Source organism: Paenarthrobacter sp. R1 (genome assembly GCF_030264015.1).
Lineage (GTDB): Bacteria > Actinomycetota > Actinomycetes > Actinomycetales > Micrococcaceae > Arthrobacter > Arthrobacter ureafaciens.
Window position 1 is genome coordinate 2,094,844 of the sequence record NZ_CP127115.1, and the last position, 20,976, is coordinate 2,115,819.

23 protein-coding genes are annotated in these 20,976 nt (G+C 61.2%); 16 read left to right on the plus strand and 7 right to left on the minus strand.

The features are described 5' to 3' along the window. Positions 1–23: 23 nt before the first annotated feature. The 4 genes from QN084_RS10145 to QN084_RS10160 all read right to left on the minus strand — a co-directional run bounded on the left by QN084_RS10145 (position 24) and on the right by QN084_RS10160 (position 3,980). A complete protein-coding gene (locus QN084_RS10145; RefSeq protein ID WP_069694452.1) occupies positions 24–1,286 on the minus strand; it encodes an NAD(P)/FAD-dependent oxidoreductase in 1,263 nt (420 codons plus the stop codon). Between the two features lie 261 nt (positions 1,287–1,547). Continuing rightward, entirely contained in the window at positions 1,548–2,264 is a 717-nt protein-coding gene (locus tag QN084_RS10150; RefSeq protein WP_069694451.1) for a FadR/GntR family transcriptional regulator, read from the minus strand. 120 nt (positions 2,265–2,384) lie between these two features. After that, the gene (locus tag QN084_RS10155; RefSeq protein WP_083262053.1) at positions 2,385–3,053 is read right to left on the minus strand and encodes an isochorismatase family protein; all 669 of its coding nucleotides are present in this window, start codon (positions 3,051–3,053) and stop codon (positions 2,385–2,387) included. Positions 3,054–3,062: 9 nt separating this feature from the next. Next, positions 3,063–3,980: a polysaccharide deacetylase family protein gene (locus QN084_RS10160; RefSeq protein ID WP_206599653.1), complete on the minus strand. Its 918-nt coding sequence runs from the start codon at positions 3,978–3,980 to the stop codon at positions 3,063–3,065. A gap of 221 nt (positions 3,981–4,201) precedes the next feature. Here QN084_RS10160 and QN084_RS10165 point away from each other — a divergent pair, with 221 nt between their 5' ends. The 4 genes from QN084_RS10165 to QN084_RS10180 all read left to right on the plus strand — a co-directional run bounded on the left by QN084_RS10165 (position 4,202) and on the right by QN084_RS10180 (position 7,618). Next, a complete protein-coding gene (locus QN084_RS10165) occupies positions 4,202–4,975 on the plus strand; it encodes an ABC transporter permease (RefSeq protein WP_069694448.1) in 774 nt (257 codons plus the stop codon). Beyond that, complete coding sequence (locus QN084_RS10170; protein WP_069694447.1) at positions 4,972–5,745, plus strand: ABC transporter permease; 774 nt, start codon at positions 4,972–4,974, stop codon at positions 5,743–5,745. Before QN084_RS10165 ends, QN084_RS10170 begins: the two co-directional genes overlap by 4 nt. Continuing rightward, the gene (locus tag QN084_RS10175) at positions 5,735–6,598 is read left to right on the plus strand and encodes an ABC transporter ATP-binding protein (protein WP_069694446.1); all 864 of its coding nucleotides are present in this window, start codon (positions 5,735–5,737) and stop codon (positions 6,596–6,598) included. Before QN084_RS10170 ends, QN084_RS10175 begins: the two co-directional genes overlap by 11 nt. Positions 6,599–6,676: 78 nt before the next feature. Further along, positions 6,677–7,618 carry an ABC transporter substrate-binding protein gene (locus tag QN084_RS10180; RefSeq protein ID WP_069694445.1) on the plus strand — a complete coding sequence of 314 codons (942 nt, stop codon included), beginning with the start codon at positions 6,677–6,679 and terminating at the stop codon, positions 7,616–7,618. Positions 7,619–7,687: 69 nt separating this feature from the next. On the opposite strand, the gene QN084_RS24045 is transcribed toward QN084_RS10180, so the two are convergent. Then, positions 7,688–7,849 (minus strand): isochorismatase family protein, encoded by a 162-nt coding sequence (locus tag QN084_RS24045; protein WP_319641371.1) that lies wholly within the window; start codon positions 7,847–7,849, stop codon positions 7,688–7,690. A 1,007-nt stretch (positions 7,850–8,856) separates the two neighbouring features. Between QN084_RS24045 and fliG the strand changes: the two genes are divergently transcribed. From fliG to QN084_RS10240, 12 genes are all read left to right on the plus strand, one after another. Further along, a complete protein-coding gene (gene fliG / locus QN084_RS10185) occupies positions 8,857–9,822 on the plus strand; it encodes a flagellar motor switch protein FliG (protein ID WP_069694443.1) in 966 nt (321 codons plus the stop codon). A gap of 156 nt (positions 9,823–9,978) precedes the next feature. Beyond that, positions 9,979–10,200, plus strand: coding sequence for a hypothetical protein (locus tag QN084_RS10190; RefSeq protein WP_069694442.1), 222 nt, complete (start codon positions 9,979–9,981; stop codon positions 10,198–10,200). A 448-nt stretch (positions 10,201–10,648) separates the two neighbouring features. Then, positions 10,649–11,779: a tyrosine-type recombinase/integrase gene (locus QN084_RS10195; RefSeq protein WP_069695976.1), complete on the plus strand. Its 1,131-nt coding sequence runs from the start codon at positions 10,649–10,651 to the stop codon at positions 11,777–11,779. Continuing rightward, positions 11,772–12,125, plus strand: coding sequence for a helix-turn-helix domain-containing protein (locus tag QN084_RS10200; RefSeq protein ID WP_014923526.1), 354 nt, complete (start codon positions 11,772–11,774; stop codon positions 12,123–12,125). Before QN084_RS10195 ends, QN084_RS10200 begins: the two co-directional genes overlap by 8 nt. Beyond that, positions 12,118–13,584, plus strand: a complete 1,467-nt coding sequence (locus tag QN084_RS10205; RefSeq protein ID WP_069695977.1) for a site-specific integrase — start codon at positions 12,118–12,120, stop codon at positions 13,582–13,584. Before QN084_RS10200 ends, QN084_RS10205 begins: the two co-directional genes overlap by 8 nt. A 113-nt stretch (positions 13,585–13,697) precedes the next feature. Then, complete coding sequence (locus tag QN084_RS10210; RefSeq protein WP_069696870.1) at positions 13,698–13,919, plus strand: hypothetical protein; 222 nt, start codon at positions 13,698–13,700, stop codon at positions 13,917–13,919. Between the two features lie 208 nt (positions 13,920–14,127). Further along, positions 14,128–14,520, plus strand: coding sequence for a hypothetical protein (locus tag QN084_RS10215; protein WP_069694441.1), 393 nt, complete (start codon positions 14,128–14,130; stop codon positions 14,518–14,520). Positions 14,521–14,523: 3 nt separating this feature from the next. Further along, positions 14,524–15,228: an RES family NAD+ phosphorylase gene (locus tag QN084_RS10220; RefSeq protein ID WP_083262055.1), complete on the plus strand. Its 705-nt coding sequence runs from the start codon at positions 14,524–14,526 to the stop codon at positions 15,226–15,228. Between the two features lie 265 nt (positions 15,229–15,493). Further along, positions 15,494–16,624: a tyrosine-type recombinase/integrase gene (locus QN084_RS10225; RefSeq protein WP_069695976.1), complete on the plus strand. Its 1,131-nt coding sequence runs from the start codon at positions 15,494–15,496 to the stop codon at positions 16,622–16,624. Further along, positions 16,617–16,970, plus strand: a complete 354-nt coding sequence (locus tag QN084_RS10230) for a helix-turn-helix domain-containing protein (protein WP_014923526.1) — start codon at positions 16,617–16,619, stop codon at positions 16,968–16,970. The genes QN084_RS10225 and QN084_RS10230 overlap by 8 nt, the downstream gene beginning before the upstream one ends. After that, positions 16,963–18,429 carry a site-specific integrase gene (locus QN084_RS10235; protein WP_069695977.1) on the plus strand — a complete coding sequence of 489 codons (1,467 nt, stop codon included), beginning with the start codon at positions 16,963–16,965 and terminating at the stop codon, positions 18,427–18,429. The genes QN084_RS10230 and QN084_RS10235 overlap by 8 nt, the downstream gene beginning before the upstream one ends. A 113-nt stretch (positions 18,430–18,542) precedes the next feature. Beyond that, on the plus strand, positions 18,543–18,764 hold the full coding sequence (locus tag QN084_RS10240; protein WP_069696870.1) for a hypothetical protein: 222 nt from the start codon (positions 18,543–18,545) through the stop codon (positions 18,762–18,764). Positions 18,765–19,288: 524 nt separating this feature from the next. Here the strand turns inward: QN084_RS10240 and QN084_RS10245 are convergent. Both QN084_RS10245 and QN084_RS10250 read right to left on the minus strand, forming a co-directional pair. Further along, positions 19,289–19,930: an aldo/keto reductase gene (locus QN084_RS10245; RefSeq protein WP_259362757.1), complete on the minus strand. Its 642-nt coding sequence runs from the start codon at positions 19,928–19,930 to the stop codon at positions 19,289–19,291. Between the two features lie 25 nt (positions 19,931–19,955). Beyond that, the gene (locus QN084_RS10250) at positions 19,956–20,975 is read right to left on the minus strand and encodes a sugar phosphate isomerase/epimerase family protein (RefSeq protein ID WP_182264021.1); all 1,020 of its coding nucleotides are present in this window, start codon (positions 20,973–20,975) and stop codon (positions 19,956–19,958) included. Between the last annotated feature and the right edge of the window lies 1 nt (position 20,976).

Here is a 20,976-nt window from a genome sequence, read left to right on the forward strand (position 1 = left end):
CGTTCCCTGCTGCTTGGCTTGGCTTAGACCGTGACGGCGGCCGCAAGGTCCCTGAGCGGGACGTTGGTGTCCCCTGCGAGTTCAGCCGGGATGCTGCCGCCGGTCCCCAGGAGCTTGCGCACCGCCATGTAGTCGCGGGGCGCATTGATAGCGTCGATCGCGATCAGCCGACCGGCGGCGTAGTAGAGGACTGAGAACTGTTCCTCATCCGGTTCACCACGGACCACCACGTGGTCGTAGCCATTGGAGAGTCCCGCAATCTGCAGCTTCAGGTCGGCTTGGTCCGACCAGAACCACGGCACAGCCGCCGGCCCCTGCGGGCGTCCCACGAGCGTGGCGGCAGCGATTTGCGCCTGGGCTACGGCGTTCTGGACCGACTCGATGCGGTAGCGGCCCTCACCGGTGAGGGGATGCGGGAGCGTGGTGCAGTCACCGGCGGCCACGATGTTCGGATTGCTGGTGCGGGCCAGTGCGTCCACAACGATTCCACGATCGATTTCAAGGCCCAGACCTGCCGCCAGGTCCGTATTGGCCACGAGCCCAACGCCAACCAGTACGACGTCGGCCGGCAGCACCGTGCCATCGCCAAGCCGGACTCCGGTGACCCTGTTCTGATCGTTCCCCTCGATAGCCTCGATCGCTGCGGACAGGAGCACCTGGGTGCCGCGCCGCCGGTGCGCTGCCAAGTAAAACGCCGAGACCTCCGGAGCCACCGCGCGGCCCAAGAGCCGGTCAGCGACGTCGACGACGGTCACGTCCTTGCCTGCGGCCCTCGCGGCCGCAGCCGCTTCCAAACCAATGAAGCCGCCTCCGATGACCACAACGTTGAATGCCGCGTCAAGGCGGCGCCGGAGATCGTCTGCCTGCGTCATATCGCGCAGGACGCAGACGCCGTCGAGGTCTGCGCCCGGAATAGCGAGACGCCGCGGCGAGCCGCCCACAGCAAGAGCGAGCCGGCCGAACGGAATTTTCTCGCCGGTGCTGGTTATGGCCGCACCGCTCCCCGAAGAGGGGCCGTCCAGCTCGAGGTGCTGGATGTGGGTGGACAAGCGAAGCTCAATGCCCTTCCCCGCATACCAATCGGGGGATCGGAAGCTGAGGGACTCGGCCGTGGCCTTGCCGGTCAGGTAGGCCTTGGACAATGGCGGGCGCTGGTAAGGTGCAACGTCCTCGTTGCCGACCAGGACGATGGGATCGGTGTCGCCGAATTCGCGCAACGACGAGGCAATCTGCAGGCCGGCTTGGCTGGCGCCGACTATAAGGGTTCCGCTGACGGAGTTGGTCATGTTGATCCTCCATTGGTTAGACCATTATACCGTAGCGCGGGCGCGCCGATATTGCGAGTGGGAGGCGCTGCTTTAAAGGAAAAAGTTTGTGGGACTACGGCGTACGAAGTCGCAGCTGACCGGCGCGGTTTGAGGGCGCGATTCAGAGGGCAAGCAGTTGCTTGCGGACGGTCGATTGCCGCGTGCCCCCACGAAGAAAAGCCGAGACCGACTGGCCTTTGCAGGCACACCAACGCGGGGCCGGGAGCTGACCCGCGTTGCCTACGAGTTTGGCAGGACGCGGGCGGCCGTCCGGTTGAGGTGCTCCGTCATGAGCTTCCGGGCACCCTCAACATCGCGCGCCTGAATGGCCTCGGCCAGCTTGCGGTGCTCCGCGATGCCTTGCTCACCCATGGGCGCAGCAGTGTGCGACTCCTCGAGCGACATCCGCAATGGGCCGTTGAAGCTCTGCATCAGCATCTCTACCGCCGGATTGTGAGTGCATTGCGCAATACGGGTATGGAACGCAGCGGAAAGCTCAACGTTGTACTTGCCGGCCTTAAGCGCCGCTTCAGCTTCTTCGACCATTGCAAAAAGAGCTGCAATGTCTCCCTCGGTGGCACGCTCAACCGCCAAAGGCAGGGTGCCAAGCTCGACGATGAAGCGCGCCTCGGTCACGTCATGGGCCGTGGCCGGCGCCAGCGAGAGCAGATCAGCCAGGCCAACCCCCAAGCGCTCGGCTGACGGCGTGGTGAGGAATGCGCCACCGTGGGAGCCGACACGGATAGTCAACAACCCGTTCGTCTCCAGCACCCGTAATGCCTCGCGGACAGTTACGCGGCTGACGTTAAAACGCTGGCACAGTTCGCGTTCGCTGGGGAGCCGGTCACCGGGCTGCAACTTACCGGCCCGGATGAGCACCTTGATCTGGTCAACAATGACCTGCGAGGCCCGGTCAACGTTGACAGGGAGGAAAAGATCCTCGGTGCTGGTAGCCATTGCCCCCCTGTCGACCGCCGGTCGGACGGTTCATCGAATGCGTAAGAAATAATGCGGGCCTTCCGCCGATTGCGGCAGGACAACAGAGGAAATCATACAGCAATGGCCTAATGGATGGACTCATGCAGTGACTGCGTAGGCCTCCATAATGTCCTTGGAGGTCGCTACCTGCCCGTACTTGGCATTCATCTCGAAAAGGCTAACGTCGTGGCTCAGCTTCGCGCGGTCGAAGACGGCATCCTCGGCTATCACTACCGGCCAACCGTGGGAGTGCCCATCCACTACGGAAGCCCGCACGCATCCGGATGTGGTGCATCCGGCGACAATGAGGCTGTCCACTTTCTGCTTGACCAGCAAAGCGGCCAACGGGGTTCCGAAGAACGCGCTGGCGCGGGGTTTGGCAATGACGGCCTCCCCGGGAAGAGGTGCGAGCATGTCAGGAATTTCCGCGATTTCCGAGTGGCTGGATTGCCTCTCATCGACGGGGCGCGTCAGAGCGCCACCCAGGATTCCCGAGTCTCCCACTGTATAGATCACTGGAAAATCCTTCTCGCGTGCCCACTCGATCAGTTCCTTTATATGAGTCAGCGCGGACCAGCCTGCGGGGCCGCAACTGAGTGGGCGGTCCGCAATTGATTCCTCCAGGGACAGGCCGCGTTCACCGAGGAAGGCGGTGACAACGTCAATGATCAGGAGCGCCGGCCTCTGGCCCGCCTCAACAGCACGTTCCGTTGAAGCGCCGAACCCCTTGTAGGCTTCGTCGGACATCACGTCTCTCCAAGAGTGCATTTACTTTCCCTAATGTGTGGAGTTGGTTTTGTGGATGTGGTGGCCCCGCTGCGGCAGGGATGCCGGACAAGCAAGCTGGTAATGACGGGCGATTTCGTCGCTGGTAGTCAGCCAGACATCGGGCTGGCTGGTAATAAAGCTCAGAATCGAGTCCAGATACTTTGTTCGGTGGGGTTGGCCGCTAATAAAGGGATGCAGGGGCAATGCCATAACCCGGCCACCCTTCGCCGCATCCTTACTAAGTTGTTCATAATGGTCAATTGCCATTAGCGAGAAGTCGCCAGCGCTGACCGCCCCGCCCACCATCCTGACGTCGTTGACCTCGAAGGAGTACGGGATACTCATCATCCCCGGCACGTTGAGGTGAAAAGGCTGATCATCAGCAGGCCAGTCCAGCAGATAACTCAGTCCGAGTTCCCTGAGGATCCGCGGGGTCTCAGGGGTTTCCGTGGCATTGGGCCCGAGCCAGCCCTGGGGCCGCGAGCCCGTGTGCATGGCAATGGTGTCAACGACTTCACTGAGGTACTCCAGCTCTTCTGCAGGCGACATGCCCGTCTGAAGAATGGAATTACTGCGGCCATGGGCGAGCCAGGCCCATCCCCGCTCCCTGCCGGCTTCGATTACCTGTGGATAACGACTGCAGACATCCGAATTCAACAGGGCACTGGCGCGTAACCCGTAGCGGTCAAGGGATTCCATAATCCGCCATATCCCAACCCGCATGCCGTAGTCACGCCATCCGTGATTGAGCGGATCAAGCGGGAGGGCAGCCGACCCGGGCGAAATTGATACTGATCGCTTACCCAATTCGAAATGCTCGACATTGAGGCCTACGTAAAATGCCACCCGCTTACCGTTGGGCCACTCAAGCGGAGGCCGATCGACGATGGGACTGTACTCATAAAGTTCCTGCTCGATTGCTATCACCTTCAATTCCCCGACCGCGGCGTCGGAACACGCTCCCAAGTGACTCACGCATGTGAGCTATTGCACCCGTGATGATTTTGATCATACCATTCATTGGTTAGACCTTTATGTTCCTGAGGTCAAGTCAAGCCACTGTCGTCACGAAAGAAGTCAATGAATCGACTACCAAGTCCATCGCCCTTATTGGCGGGACCGCTGACACGAGACCCAGAGGGCTGCTCATGAAAGCCCGAAGGCAGGTGCTGGGTCTCGTGGGGGTCACGGGGTTCCTGCTGCTGGCCGAATTGAGCTCCCGTTCAGGGGTTGTAGACCCTCGTTTCCTTCCGCCCGCCAGTGACATCGTCGCCGTTCTTCTGAGCAACCTGCTGCACGGCAAGTTCTGGATCGCGGCTGGTCAAACAATGCAGGCATGGGCGATCGGTCTTGCTGTTTCCATTGTTTTGGGTGTCGTCCTTGGATTCGGCATCGGGTCTTCAGCTGTTCTTCGCCGTCTGACGAATTCCACAGTGGAGTTCCTCCGGCCGATTCCGTCGGTTGCATTGATCCCGCTGGCGGTGTTGTTGTTCGGCGTAAAGATTGAGTCGTCGCTGATGCTGATCATCTACGCGTCGTTCTGGCAGGTCTTCATTCAGGTGCTCTATGGCGTGGCTGATGTGGACAACATCGCCATGCAAACGGCACGGTCCTACGGACTGAGTTCCATGGCCCGGATCCGATATGTCGTTTTCCCCACAACACTGCCCTACCTGATGACCGGGGTTCGCTTGGCCACGGCCGTCGCCTTGATCCTGGCCGTGACCGCCGGCCTCGTCATCGGCTCCCCTGGGCTGGGCCGCGAGATTGCCCTGGCCCAGTCCGGTGGCGCGGTCCCGGAAATGTACGCCCTGGCCGTAGCCACCGGCCTCATTGGCGTGGGCATCAATGTTGCCATGCGCAGCGTCGAACGGCGGGTCCTGTCCTGGCACTCCTCGGTCCGGTCGGAGGCGATTGTATGAACATCTTGAAGAGTTTCCTCTATGCAAGTGCCCTGCCTGTGCTACTGGTCGCGATCTGGTGGGCAACGAGCTCCACCTCAACGAACTTTTTCGTCCCCAAGCCCGCCCCTCTTGTTTCGACGTTCGTGGAGACCTGGGTGGGAGAGCGCATCTTCTCGGACGTACTGCCGAGCATCGGAAGGTTGCTGGCTGGAGTCCTCATGGCGATCCTGTTCGGAGTCCTGGCAGGACTGGTCATCGGCTCGGTCCACTGGCTGCGTGAACTGACTGAACCGATCCTGGAATTCTTCCGCGCCATTCCGCCACCGGTGCTGGTGCCGGTGCTCATCCTCCTCTTGGGCATCAATGACTCCATGAAGGTAACCGTGATCTTCTCCGGCTGCATTTGGCCTGTGCTGCTCAACACCATAGAAGGTGTTCGGGCGGTCGATTCGGTGTTGACGGACTCCGCCCGCACGTACGGCATCACCGGCAGGGCCCGCTTTCGGTATCTAGTCCTGCCTTCCGCGGGCCCGCAAATCATGGCAGGCATCCGTCAATGCCTGTCCCTCGGATTGATCCTCATGGTCATCTCCGAAATGTTCGCCTCGTCCTCCGGGCTCGGCTTCACCATTGTCCAGTTCCAGCGATCTTTCGCGGTTCCGGAGATGTGGTCCGGCATCGTGCTCCTGGGCCTCATCGGCGTCGTCATGTCACTTATATTCCAGTGGGCCGAGCGGCGTGTGCTGCGTTGGTACCACGGCTTGCGAGAGGTAGAAAATGCAGCCTGATTCCACTTATGCCGCCACCAGTTCCCAGAGGAACGCCCTTCCCACCGAGCCCCCAATGCTCTCCGTGCGCGGACTCAAGAAGGTGTACCAGACCGACGGCGGCGAAGTTGAGGCCGTTCGGAGCTTGAACTTCGACCTCCGTCCAGGTGAACTTGCCTGCCTCGTAGGTCCTTCCGGTTCAGGGAAGACCACTTTGCTTAAATGCATCTCCGGGCTGATGTCTCCTACCGCCGGCGAAGTCCGCCTGAACGGCGAACCGGTCGTAGGGCCGCCGAAGAAGATGGCGGTTGTGTTCCAGGAATACGGTCGCTCCCTCTTTCCCTGGATGCGGGTCCGTGAAAACGTCGAGCTTCCGTTGAAAAACCAGGGCGTGCCGAAGGCTGAGCGTGACCGGCTCGTTGAAGAGGCCCTCGAAGCCGTGGGATTGTCGCACGTGCCGCTTTCCTATCCCTGGCAGTTGTCCGGCGGCATGCAGCAGCGCGTTGCGATCGCCCGCGCCATCGCCTACCAACCGGAAGTCCTGCTCATGGACGAGCCCTTCGCGGCTGTGGATGCCCAGACCCGCGCGGACTTGGAGGACCTGATCCGCACAATCTGGAAGAAGCTGGGTGTAACGGTACTCTTCGTCACCCACGACATCGATGAATCCGTCTATCTCGGCGAGCGCGTCATCATCCTGTCGAGTTCCCCCACTGTGGTCCAGGAAGACCTCGTCATAGACCTGCCCGCGGAACGCGACCAACTCAATACCCGCACACTGCCCCGCTTTACAGAGCTCCGGCACCACGTCTACGAGCAAATTCAGCTCGCCAAGAAGGGCATCCGTCCTGCCGGGGCGGGCGAGGGCGTGTGAACGGGTTCTTCGCCAAGAGTCAGTGATTTTCCTTTGCAGTATCCCCAATTCCAAAGCAACGTCCCCAGGAGCAACCCCTTGAATAAACGTTTCCTCGCACTCGCTGCCCTCTCCGCGCTGTTGTTGAGCGCTTGTGGAGGCCCGGCGGAGCCCTCTGCCGACTCACCGACGAAAGTCACCGCCGGTGTCATCCCCATCGTGGACTCGGCACCCATTTGGCTTGGCAAAGAGAAAGGCTTCTTTGCAGAGGAGGGCCTCGACCTGGACATCAAAACCGGATCCGGCGGCGGCGCTATACTTCCCGCCGTCGTCTCCGGAAGCTATGACTTCGGCATGGGAAACACGGTCTCCGTACTCCTCGCGCGGGACAAGGGCATTGACGTGAAATTCGTCAGCAACGAGGCCACAACGGCCGGAGCGCCCAAGTCCCAGGCAGTCATCGTTCCAAACGACTCCCCCATCAAGAAGCCTGCGGACCTTGCAGGCAAGACCGTCGCCGTGCTTGGCATCTCGGGTTCGGTCGACACCACCATCCGGGCATTGGTCGACGCTGACGGCGGCGACTCAAGCACCATGAAGTTCGTCGAGATTGCGCCTTCCGAGGTGCAGGCAGCAGTCGAAAAGAAGCAGGTGGACGCCGGCTGGATTCTTGCCCCCTTCCTGCAGAAGGCGGTCGCGGAAGGCAGCAGGGTTGTTACCTATAACTTCTCTGAGTTCTCCCCGAACTTCACACTGGCCGGCTACTTTGCCACCAACGACACCGTTAAGAACCGACCAAAAGTAGTCGAGTCGTTCAATAAGGCCTTGGCTAAGTCCGTGGCGTACGCACAGGAACACCCGGATGAGGTCCGCGAAATCGTGACGACCTACACCAAGAACACCGTGGAACAGCTGGAAACGATGGACCTTCCCACCTTCACCGTGGACTTTGACATGGAGGCCGAAGCCAAGCTTGCCGACGTGGTCCATAAGTACGGCATGGTGAAGCAGAAGCCGGAACTCGAGAAAATCTTCCCCTAACAGTCCCTGCGCAGGGACTACAGGGTTCATATCCCGGGAGGCCGGTTTCCGGTTCTCCCGGGATATGCCCTATCCCCGCCGACCCATCCCTACTGCCCTTAGCTTTGCGAAATATTGGAATGAAAGAATCGACTCGATTCCCGCGGTTCGTAGAACCATGTCGAGGTCGGTGCCCGCGAATGCCGAGTACCGGCGCTTGTTCACAACCCGCTCAGCCACCTCGGGTGCCACGCCGTAGAACTCGGCCCCCAAGATTCCGTGTAGCAGTTCGGCATGTACGGCGCTGTGCCGACATCGCCGCCTCGTGTGTTCCAGACATACGAGTTGACCTGTTCGTCGGGCTCTTCTGTGTGGAGCCGGAGCGTGGAGTCAGTCGGCGGACACTGTCGGTGAACCCGGCATCCCGGCGTTATCGAAGGTCTAAGACACGCGACTGTCATCGAGAATGAGGATGGCGACAGTCCACGTATGGGTGGTCTCCGGCGGACCGCGCGGACGTAGCTGGGGTCCCTTCCTGACCGACCGGCTCGACACCATAAAGGCCACCGGTGAGATGGTGGTATCAACTATCCGTGCACCACGCCCAGCTCACGGGAGATGAGCCGGGCTGTCTCCCTGACGCGTTCAATAACCTCGGCCTATTCATACGGGCAAGGTAAGCCTCGAGCTCACTTGCGCTCATCCCGCTGAGCAGCAGTTTGGCGGAGGCGCCCCGAAGCGCCGGCAGCGCCTGGCCCGGCTGAAAGGAGGCGCGATTGGGCGAGCCGACTCGTGCCGTGCAACCCAGACCGGGTAATCCCCGACCCGCTGGACCAGCATAACTGTACCCGCGGGTCAGTCGGTAGACGCCCCGTCGGACGTCCGTGATGAGGCCAAGGTCACGCAGCAATGCAATGTATCGATGGGCTGAGGTGATCGGGATGCCGACCTCATCAGAGAGCTCGCGCGCACCGATTTGAATCGGCGCCCAGTCACTGGAAGCCGTACGACAAGTCCCCTTTCCTGCGTTTCTATATGGTTCGTACGCGAATTATTAGTACGCTGACTGTATTGGTAGTCTAAGGGCCGCCCCGTGCGCGACTCCTCGGCCCTGGAGGAACTGAGAGTTCCTGAAAAGCGAAGACAGACGCGCCTCGGTCGCGGTATTTGAATCTATTGATCGGAGTTTCTGATTGTCTGAGCAGCCCGCTCCCGATGGTCCGAGGTTGAGCGGCACTCAAAAGGTTGCTGTGGTTCTCATGCAGTTACCGCCAGCCAGCGCCGCCTCTCTGATGGCCCAGTTCTCGGAGAACGAGGCCCAGGAGATAGCTGCCGAAATCGTGCGGCTTCGCAGGGTCCCCGCTTCCGTTGCGGATTCGGTCATCAGCGACTTCCATACCCATGCCCTGAGCGGCCGACGAGCACCGCGTGGTGGACGGCACTTCGCAGCAGCCCTCCTGGAGGCATCCTTCGGGCCTGACAAAGCAGCGGGGTTGATGGAGAACGTATCATCCTCGATGGCCGGTAAGTCCTTCGACTTCCTCGAACCGATGTCGGCAGAACAGATAGCGGAGCTCATAGACGGGGAGCTCCCGCAAACGATGGCCATGATCCTCGCACACCTGCGGCCCGGCAAGGCTTCAGCCGTCCTGGCACAGCTCGACTCCGGGCTGGCCACCGAAGTGGCCCGCTGCATCGCCACGACCGAACATGTGGCGGCCGAAATCGTCTCGATCGTGGCTGGCGCCCTAAAAGACCGTGCAGGGTCTGCAGTTTTAAATGGTAAACCCTCGCAGAACGTCGGCGGCATCCAACCGTTGGTGGACATCATTACCCGGGCGGACACCACGACTGAACGCACTGTCCTGGAAGGGCTGGATGTCCTCGACGCGGAACTCGCAGGCGAAGTCCGGGCACAGATGCTGACCTTCAAGGACATCGTCAGGCTCGAACGACGTGACCTTCAGCGGCTCCTGCGAACCGTCAGCCCCGCGGTCCTGGCAGTCGCGCTCAAAGGTGCTTCAAGTGCGGTACTTGAAGCGGTCCGGAGCAACATTTCTAACCGGAACAAGGAAATTCTGGCCTCTGAAATGGCCAACTCCGGCCCTGTTCGTGCGTCACAAGTGGAGGAAGCACGGGCCCAGATCGTCCGCTCAATCCGCGAAGAAGCCGCCGACGGAACGATCGTCATTAGACGGCCCGAAGACGAAGACTTCGTGGAATGATCCGGCCCGACCACCGCAACGTCACAGCATCCTCCGGCCTGCCCGTGTCCCGGGCTGGTTACCAACATTCCTACCAAGCAGAGGATCAGCATGGCCCGCGGTCGACCGCTACTGAGACGAGGACAGCCCAGGGTTGAGCATAAACAACCGACGCCCATGCCCGCAGGCGATGCCGAGCATGTCCGGAACTGGGCACTGCTGGCAGTGGACGAAAAGGTACGCATCCGCCCGGAAGACGGAACTGAACTGATCGGTCACGTCGATGCGGTTACTGACGATGGAGAAATCTTATGGGTCCAACTGGTGGCCGGGGCGGGGCGGAAACTATTTGTGTTCTCCGATGACGGCCGGGTTTGGCGGGCATCAGGTGATGGCTAGTGGCGGCTGGAGAAGCTGGCTGCTGATCTTCCAGCACATAATCTCGCCCTAGGCCTTCCCTGGCACCACGACGCGACCGCACAAAAGCGACCGGCAGTTCCCATCATCGCGGCTTTCAGGCGCTTCGAGGCCCGAAAGTGACTCGTCAGCTGCGGCATCACCCCACAGCAGGTGGGCACACCCCCCACGATGAGCGACCGGCCACGCGGGTACTCCCCAACCTGACACTCCGATTAGGGCGACATATGGCCGATTATCGGCGTTCGAGTGGGACGAGTAGAAGTAGATGAGAGGACTCGTCCTACATTGCTTTTTGGTGTTCATGCAGGTCAGACGAATGCAGTGAGGCCCCGAAGCCGATGGGCATGAACGAGTGGCTTCGCGTGATGGCGCGGGCTAGCGGCGTAATCGCTCATTAGATGAGAGATTTTCGCGTACAGTTTGGTCTGTGAGTATCGAACCTGGGCGGATTCCGGTCTTTCTGACCGATGTGAATGTCGGGTTGCTGCGTGCCGAGGATCGTGTTTTCGAGGCGATGTTGGATGGCTGGCGTGCTCAGATGCTGGCGCGTGGCCTGTCGACGTCGTACATCAAGAGCTCGTGCGGAACGATCCAGCGGTTCCAGGAGCACGCGAATGAGTATCCGTGGACGTGGTCGGCGCATCACTTGGACGAGTTCCTGGCTGACCGGCGAAGCTCCGAGAAGGGCTTGGCGCTATCAACCCTGAGGGCCAATTCCGGGGCCATCAGGGCGTTCTGTTCCTATCTGACGGACGGGCGCTATGGCTGGGCGTCATTCTGCGAACGGGTCTTTTCCGACATCCCGGTACAGGTGGTCTTCGAGTGGAACTCACCCCGGCACACGACCGATGATGCTGTGCCGGCACGCCGCCGGGCGTTCACACGGACCGAACTGCAGTCGTTCTTTGACGCCGCGGACGACCTGGTCGACACCGAGTTCGCCAAGGGTTCAAAGCGCTGGCTGCCGGCGCTGAGGGACTCGACGGCGTTCAAGGTCGCCTATGCCTACGGGCTGCGTCGGCGTGAACTGGTGATGCTTGAGTACGTCGATTTCGGCCCCAACCCGCACGTTGAACAGTTCGGCCGCTTCGGAGCGCTCCAGGTGCGCTGGGCAAAGGGCACCAAGGGTTCAGGGCCCCGCCGCCGGACCGTGCTCACCGTCCCGGAGTTCGATTGGGTGGTGGGACTCCTTGAGTACTGGCTCTCCCCTGACGGCCGCAAAAGATTCCCTACCGCGGACAGGTCCGCCAGCCTGTGGCCATCGGAGCGCTCCGGCTCGACTGTTCACCGCAACTTCGACCGTTCATTCCAGCGGGTAAGGAAAATCGCGGGGCTCCCGGAAGAACTGACCCTTCACACGCTGAGGCACTCGTACGTGACGCATCTGATCGAAGCCGGCTACGACCCTCTGTTTATCCAGCAGCAGGTCGGGCACAGCTACTCCTCCACCACGGCCCTCTATACTTCCGTGTCGGCGGACTTCAAACAGAAGATCATCCAGAAAATGATCGCCCAGCGACTACGCAGCGGCGATGGCGAGGGGAACAGCCATGGCTGAACAGCGACGGATCGGCTACCGCTGGAACCTCCGGCAACTGATGGCCCAACGCAACCTCTGGAAGACCACCGAGCTGCTCCCCCTGCTCAAAGCCCGGGGCATCAACCTCTCCAACGCCCAAGTCCACCGCCTGGTCACCGGAACACCCGAACGCATTCCCGCACAGACCTTCGCAGCACTCTGTGACATCCTCGAATGCACGCCGAACGACCTCTTCGAGCCCTACGTGCAGATGCGCGCCGCTAAGACCGCCAACGCCCCGAAGAGGCCAGAAGACCTGGGCATCACTCCCGGGGCGCCGATTGCCCGCCGGATCCGGGTGCTGCCGCCGGACGAAGATGACTAGGCCCCGGAAAGCCGGCGACCCTGCGAAATGGCCGGAAGCCTGCGCCCGCTGCGCAGAACACCACAAAATCGCGGTCCGTTGGCCCGACGGCGGAATCTGCGGCTACTGCTACCAGCAAGCCAAAAGAACCCGCGGAGTCTGCGCCTGCGGCCACGAAGGGGTCTTGCCCGGTCGCGTCGGCACCCTGTCGGCCTGCCGGAAGTGCTCGGGCGTCCGCCTCAACGTCGACTGCATCGCGTGCGGCAAAGAAGACGAGCTCCACTCAGGCAATCGATGCTGGTCATGCATCCTTGCCATGACCGTCAACCGGATCCTCAGCCCGCCGGACAACCAGCCGCCCTCCCCCGAGCTCCGGGCAGTCGCCACCGCGCTGAAGTCCATGAAACGCGCCAACAGCGGTCTCACCTGGATCCAGCAGCCACACGTCACCGAGTTCCTCCAACAACTCGCCACCGAGCCTGTGATCACCCATGCCCGCCTCGACGAACTACCGGCATCGCGCACCCGCGAATACGTCCGCGGACTACTTGTCGAACACAATGCGCTGCCGCGACGCGATGAACTCAGCGCAAGGTTCAGCGACTGGGCCGAGCAGGCCCTCGACCGGATCACCAGTCCGGCCCACCGCGACATCACCCGCCGATACATTCGCTGGCACCACCTGCGCCGCATGAACCAGATGGACGAGGTCACCCGAGGAACGTTCCTGCAGGCCAAACAGGCAGTCACCGTCGCCATCGAACTGCAGAACTGGCTCAGCGAACAGGGCAACGAACTCGCCGAAGTGAACCAGGCGCACTTGGACCGATGGCAGGCAGAAGGCCCCACAACACGTGGTATCGCTTCACGCTTTCTCGACTGGGCAATCAGGACCAACCTCATCGACCCTTCCCTGAAACTGCAGCCTCACCGCCGCGGCACCAGTCCGCGCCTCGACGCGGCCGCTCAAACCGAGATCGTTGCCAACCTCAGCCACACGACTGACATGAACCCGAGAGACCGCGCGGCAGCCATCCTCATCCTGGTCTTCGGCCAGCAGGTCTCCGACATCGTCCAACTAACCTGGGACAACGTCACAGTGACAGAGGAACTCGTCACCATCACCCTCGGAACCGTCGAAATCGCACTTACACCACCGCTCGATGAGCCCTGGCGAGACCTCACGGCCACGCCAACCCATCACCAGACAGCAGCGCACCCCAACAGCAAGTGGGTATTCCGAGGCGGCTCACCCGGCCAGCACATCCAAGCCTCAACCCTCACTCAACGACTCAGCACGGCCTTCAGTAGTCGGGCAGCCAGGCTCGGAACACTTCACGAACTCACCAAACTCGCCCCCGTTGCCATCATCGCCGAAGCACTTGGCTACTCCGCGGCTACAATCGATCGCCACGCCATCGACTCGTCAGCCAACTATGCGCAATACGTCTCTGCTTTGAAATCAGCCATCTCGAGATAGAAAGCAACCGTGACAGCACCCAGGGTTGGTGAAGATAGTGAGGGCGAACTCAGACTCGCCCGCGTAGGATGGGGCCACTACGCTGAACTCGCGCTGAGAGTCTCCTTACCAAGGTGAACAGCAAGGTGACCAGAGAGGTCGACATGGCGGACGAACGAGGCTTTCGAAAGCTGATTCTTCTCTGTATTGCTGGCTTAGTCGCTGGCCTTGTCGTGACATTTATTCTCCGGGCGATTTTTCCAGAAGCAGAGATTTTATACATGACAGCTGGAGCGGCAGTCACCGCCGTGGTTGCGGTGCCGCCCCTGGCCAGATACTTCCAAAAGCGGATGTGAAGAGCGGAAGCTACACGCACAGCCCAAATTCCACAGACTTCGGTGGCGGCATCGGAAGGATCCGCGTCACCCCGCAACTGAAGGCCGCCTATCAAACACAATCGCGCCGACTGGTCCCACATCAACACGTCTCGCTGCCAGTCTAGCATGTGATTCATGGTGTGTTTGAGGGGTTGAAACAAACTGTTACCCGTGACAGCATGGGAGCATGACAGCAGTGGCAGGAGCCCGCGGAGGACTCAAGGCGCATCAGGATTCGATCAGACTGCCCGAGGATGAGCTGGTCCGGGATTTGCGGGATATTCTGGGTGCGAAGCTGGTTGCGTACATTGGCTCAGTGAAGGAAACGCGCGCGGTTCGCCAGTGGGCCGATGGCGAGCGTAAACCCAGCTCCGAGGTCATGACGCGACTCCGGCATGCCTACCACGTGGCCGCACTGCTGGCTGAGCGCGATTCCCGCGCGGTTGTTCAGGCATGGTTCCAAGGCATGAACCCGCAGCTAGACGATGTCCCGCCCGCCAGATTGCTCCGGGAAGGTCACGTCGATGAGGCTGCCCAGCAGGTCCTCGCTGCCGCGCGGGCTTTTGCGGCCGCCGGCTAAAGCATGGGATCGAATGAACTGACCATCATTCCTGCAGCCAGGACCGTGTGGCGGATAGGTTTCCGCCCGGATCCCTGGGCCTGGAGTGGATGGGAATGGTCCACTAACGGGCGGTTCCCAGGGCGCTGGGACGACCTGCAAGGCAACTTCCGCACGGTCTATGCCGGCTCATCACTGAAGGCCTGTCTGTTGGAAGTCCTCGCCGGATTCCGGCCTGATCCACGCCTTGCTGCTGAGCTGGACGAGATCGTCGAAGACGACGAGGACCACGTCTTGCATCCCACAGTCCGCCCCGGAGAAGTCCCTCGCGAATGGCTCGATGCCCGGACCGCTGCACGTGCTGAGCTCGGCGGTAAGTACTGTGCTGTGACGACGTCAGAGACTGTCGGCACCCTCTACCCACACTTCGTCGCCAAAGCGCTGAGTCTCGGTCTGACCGACTTCGACGCTGCGGCCCTTAGGGACGCCAGACCGAGGCAACTCACCCAAGCCATAGCCGCTTGGCTTTACGACACCACTACCCTCGATGGCGTCACCTTCAACTCACGCCATGGCGATGACCTCCAACTCTGGGCCATCTTTGAGCGGCCGGGAGACCCACCCCGAAGTCCCAAACTAGGCAAACCACAAACCGTTGAACTCCATCACAGCTCGGCAGCCATCCACGAGGCCTTCCAGGTTCTTGGCCTGACATGGGGAGAAAACTAGCGTCACCGTCTGCTGCTACAGCAGCGGGTTCAGCGGCTCCAGTCCGTTCTCCAGGTTGACGAAACATCCGTTATCGGCGTTTGAGTGGGACGAGTAGAAGTAGATGAGAGGACTCGTCCTACATTGCTTTTTGGTGTTCATGCAGGTCAGACGAATGCAGTGAGGCCCCGAAGCCGATGGGCATGAACGAGTGGCTTCGCGTGATGGCGCGGGCTAGCGGCGTAATCGCTCATTAGATGAGAGATTTTCGCGTACAGTTTGGTCTGTGAGTATCGAACCTGGGCGGATTCCGGTCTTTCTGACCGATGTGAATGTCGGGTTGCTGCGTGCCGAGGATCGTGTTTTCGAGGCGATGTTGGATGGCTGGCGTGCTCAGATGCTGGCGCGTGGCCTGTCGACGTCGTACATCAAGAGCTCGTGCGGAACGATCCAGCGGTTCCAGGAGCACGCGAATGAGTATCCGTGGACGTGGTCGGCGCATCACTTGGACGAGTTCCTGGCTGACCGGCGAAGCTCCGAGAAGGGCTTGGCGCTATCAACCCTGAGGGCCAATTCCGGGGCCATCAGGGCGTTCTGTTCCTATCTGACGGACGGGCGCTATGGCTGGGCGTCATTCTGCGAACGGGTCTTTTCCGACATCCCGGTACAGGTGGTCTTCGAGTGGAACTCACCCCGGCACACGACCGATGATGCTGTGCCGGCACGCCGCCGGGCGTTCACACGGACCGAACTGCAGTCGTTCTTTGACGCCGCGGACGACCTGGTCGACACCGAGTTCGCCAAGGGTTCAAAGCGCTGGCTGCCGGCGCTGAGGGACTCGACGGCGTTCAAGGTCGCCTATGCCTACGGGCTGCGTCGGCGTGAACTGGTGATGCTTGAGTACGTCGATTTCGGCCCCAACCCGCACGTTGAACAGTTCGGCCGCTTCGGAGCGCTCCAGGTGCGCTGGGCAAAGGGCACCAAGGGTTCAGGGCCCCGCCGCCGGACCGTGCTCACCGTCCCGGAGTTCGATTGGGTGGTGGGACTCCTTGAGTACTGGCTCTCCCCTGACGGCCGCAAAAGATTCCCTACCGCGGACAGGTCCGCCAGCCTGTGGCCATCGGAGCGCTCCGGCTCGACTGTTCACCGCAACTTCGACCGTTCATTCCAGCGGGTAAGGAAAATCGCGGGGCTCCCGGAAGAACTGACCCTTCACACGCTGAGGCACTCGTACGTGACGCATCTGATCGAAGCCGGCTACGACCCTCTGTTTATCCAGCAGCAGGTCGGGCACAGCTACTCCTCCACCACGGCCCTCTATACTTCCGTGTCGGCGGACTTCAAACAGAAGATCATCCAGAAAATGATCGCCCAGCGACTACGCAGCGGCGATGGCGAGGGGAACAGCCATGGCTGAACAGCGACGGATCGGCTACCGCTGGAACCTCCGGCAACTGATGGCCCAACGCAACCTCTGGAAGACCACCGAGCTGCTCCCCCTGCTCAAAGCCCGGGGCATCAACCTCTCCAACGCCCAAGTCCACCGCCTGGTCACCGGAACACCCGAACGCATTCCCGCACAGACCTTCGCAGCACTCTGTGACATCCTCGAATGCACGCCGAACGACCTCTTCGAGCCCTACGTGCAGATGCGCGCCGCTAAGACCGCCAACGCCCCGAAGAGGCCAGAAGACCTGGGCATCACTCCCGGGGCGCCGATTGCCCGCCGGATCCGGGTGCTGCCGCCGGACGAAGATGACTAGGCCCCGGAAAGCCGGCGACCCTGCGAAATGGCCGGAAGCCTGCGCCCGCTGCGCAGAACACCACAAAATCGCGGTCCGTTGGCCCGACGGCGGAATCTGCGGCTACTGCTACCAGCAAGCCAAAAGAACCCGCGGAGTCTGCGCCTGCGGCCACGAAGGGGTCTTGCCCGGTCGCGTCGGCACCCTGTCGGCCTGCCGGAAGTGCTCGGGCGTCCGCCTCAACGTCGACTGCATCGCGTGCGGCAAAGAAGACGAGCTCCACTCAGGCAATCGATGCTGGTCATGCATCCTTGCCATGACCGTCAACCGGATCCTCAGCCCGCCGGACAACCAGCCGCCCTCCCCCGAGCTCCGGGCAGTCGCCACCGCGCTGAAGTCCATGAAACGCGCCAACAGCGGTCTCACCTGGATCCAGCAGCCACACGTCACCGAGTTCCTCCAACAACTCGCCACCGAGCCTGTGATCACCCATGCCCGCCTCGACGAACTACCGGCATCGCGCACCCGCGAATACGTCCGCGGACTACTTGTCGAACACAATGCGCTGCCGCGACGCGATGAACTCAGCGCAAGGTTCAGCGACTGGGCCGAGCAGGCCCTCGACCGGATCACCAGTCCGGCCCACCGCGACATCACCCGCCGATACATTCGCTGGCACCACCTGCGCCGCATGAACCAGATGGACGAGGTCACCCGAGGAACGTTCCTGCAGGCCAAACAGGCAGTCACCGTCGCCATCGAACTGCAGAACTGGCTCAGCGAACAGGGCAACGAACTCGCCGAAGTGAACCAGGCGCACTTGGACCGATGGCAGGCAGAAGGCCCCACAACACGTGGTATCGCTTCACGCTTTCTCGACTGGGCAATCAGGACCAACCTCATCGACCCTTCCCTGAAACTGCAGCCTCACCGCCGCGGCACCAGTCCGCGCCTCGACGCGGCCGCTCAAACCGAGATCGTTGCCAACCTCAGCCACACGACTGACATGAACCCGAGAGACCGCGCGGCAGCCATCCTCATCCTGGTCTTCGGCCAGCAGGTCTCCGACATCGTCCAACTAACCTGGGACAACGTCACAGTGACAGAGGAACTCGTCACCATCACCCTCGGAACCGTCGAAATCGCACTTACACCACCGCTCGATGAGCCCTGGCGAGACCTCACGGCCACGCCAACCCATCACCAGACAGCAGCGCACCCCAACAGCAAGTGGGTATTCCGAGGCGGCTCACCCGGCCAGCACATCCAAGCCTCAACCCTCACTCAACGACTCAGCACGGCCTTCAGTAGTCGGGCAGCCAGGCTCGGAACACTTCACGAACTCACCAAACTCGCCCCCGTTGCCATCATCGCCGAAGCACTTGGCTACTCCGCGGCTACAATCGATCGCCACGCCATCGACTCGTCAGCCAACTATGCGCAATACGTCTCTGCTTTGAAATCAGCCATCTCGAGATAGAAAGCAACCGTGACAGCACCCAGGGTTGGTGAAGATAGTGAGGGCGAACTCAGACTCGCCCGCGTAGGATGGGGCCACTACGCTGAACTCGCGCTGAGAGTCTCCTTACCAAGGTGAACAGCAAGGTGACCAGAGAGGTCGACATGGCGGACGAACGAGGCTTTCGAAAGCTGATTCTTCTCTGTATTGCTGGCTTAGTCGCTGGCCTTGTCGTGACATTTATTCTCCGGGCGATTTTTCCAGAAGCAGAGATTTTATACATGACAGCTGGAGCGGCAGTCACCGCCGTGGTTGCGGTGCCGCCCCTGGCCAGATACTTCCAAAAGCGGATGTGAAGAGCGGAAGCTACACGCACAGCCCAAATTCCACAGACTTCGGTGGCGGCATCGGAAGGATCCGCGTCACCCCGCAACTGAAGGCCGCCTATCAAACACAATCGCGCCGACTGGTCCCACATCAACACGTCTCGCTGCCAGTCAAACCCCGGGAGTGGAAGCAGCTGCGAGAACTCCCGTGTCCTTGTCGATTGCCAGGGTAGTTGGCCAATTGACAGCCGAGTTGGCCAAAATTGCCATGGGGTTGGCCAAGACAGCGTCAGAGACCGTGGTTTCGGCCCTCTTGAAGAAGATTCGAGGACCTGCTGTGACGCCAGCTAAGCCTGCAAACGGCTCCTGGCCATCTCGGCTGGCAGCAGCGCGCCGGCCGAGAACCTCTGATTTGGGCGGTTTTCCTGGCCAACTACTGGTTCTGCTGGGCTCCTCACTGCCACGCATCGGTGGCGGCGGCCGGAATGTCTAAGCTGAATGAGGGCCCGCACGTTGGTAGCTTGTGGCATGTTTGTAAGTGTTGTTGAAACGTCCTAACCGAAGTCGTCGGGGTCGTGGCCGGTCCGCCTCCCGCTTTCAAGGGATCGGATCACGGCGTGGTCATAGGCATCTAGCCGGAAATCAAAGATGTCGATGATCTCTCGCATCCTGGCGGGAGTAACGGATTTCGGAATCACTACGTTGCCGATTTCCACATGCCAACGAAGGACCACTTGGACCAGGCTTCTGGAATGCTTCCGTGCGATCGCCTCCAGCTTGGGATTTCCGAGAACTGTGCCTCGACCGAGAGGTGACCAAGCCTGAGTTAGCACGTTGTGCTCGGCGTTGAACTGACGCAGTCGCTCATTTTGGAAGCCGGGGTGTACTTCGATCTGGTTGACTACGGGCCTAACGGAAGTCTCCTTGAAGAGGCGGGATAGGTGATGTGGCTGGAAATTTGACACTCCAATCGATTTGGCCCGTCCTTCAGCAAGGATCTTTTCCAACGCCTGCCACGTCTCCACGTACCTGTCTTGCTGTGGATGGGGCCAGTGAATCAGATAAAGATCGACGTAGTCCAGACCGAGAGCGCTGCCTCCGATATCGATGCCGATAACTGGAGCGTTCATGTGTTCCTGTCCTGGAATGGCCGATATGGCTTCGGGCACGTTGGCTGCCGGGATCGCTTCCTGCAATCCTGGCCAGGTGCTGTGCTGCGGGTTAGGCCCGCCGTCCCGTTCGGTCTTTGCTGCTGAAGGCGGCGTCGAAGCTGGTTTGGGAGGCGGGGAAGTCGAACTTTTTCAGGGCTGCGAGGGCTTCGGGGGCGCCGTGGAGGCGGTCCATGCCCGCGTCTTCCCATTCGATACTGATCGGGCCGTTGTAGCCGATCGCGGACAGGGCACGGAAAGATGCTTCCCAGGGCACGTCGCCGCGTCCGGCGGAGACGAAGTCCCAACCGCGGCGGGGGTCGCCCCACGCGAGGTGGGAGCCCAGGACCGTGTTACGGCCGGTTTGGCGGACCTTCGTGTCCTTGCAGTCCACGTGGTAGATCCGGTCCTTGAAGTCCCAGATGAAGGAGACGGGATCGATGCCTTGCCACATCATGTGGGAGGGGTCCCAGTTCAGGCCGAACGCCTCCCGGTGCCCGATCGCCTCCAACGTGCGCTGAGTGGTCCAGTAGTCGTAGGCGATCTCGGACGGGTGGACTTCGTGGGCGAATCGGACGCCGTTTTCGTCGAAGACGTCCAGGATGGGGTTCCAGCGGTCGGCGAAGTCCTGGTAGCCGGCGTCGATGACTTTTTCGGGGACGGGCGGGAACATGGCCACGTACTGCCAGATGGAGGAGCCGGTGAATCCCACTACGGTGTCCACCCTCAAAGCCTTGGCGAGTCGGGCGGTGTGTTTCATTTCTTCGGCGGCGCGTTGGCGGACGCCTTCGGGGTTCCCGTCGCCCCACACCTTCGGGCCGACGATTGCTTCGTGGCGGAAGTCGATGGGGTCATCGCAGACGGCTTGGCCTTTGAGGTGGTTGGAGATGGCCCAGACTTTGAGGTTGTATTTGTCCAGGAGTTCGAGCTTGGATTCGACGTAGCCGGGTTCATCCCAGCGCCAGGCGTCCAGGTGGTCTCCGGAGACGGCGATTTCCAAGCCGTCATAGCCCCAGCCCGAGGCAAGCTTGGCGACTTCCTCGAGGGGGAGGTCGGCCCACTGGCCGGTGAACAGGGTGTACGGGCGGGGCATG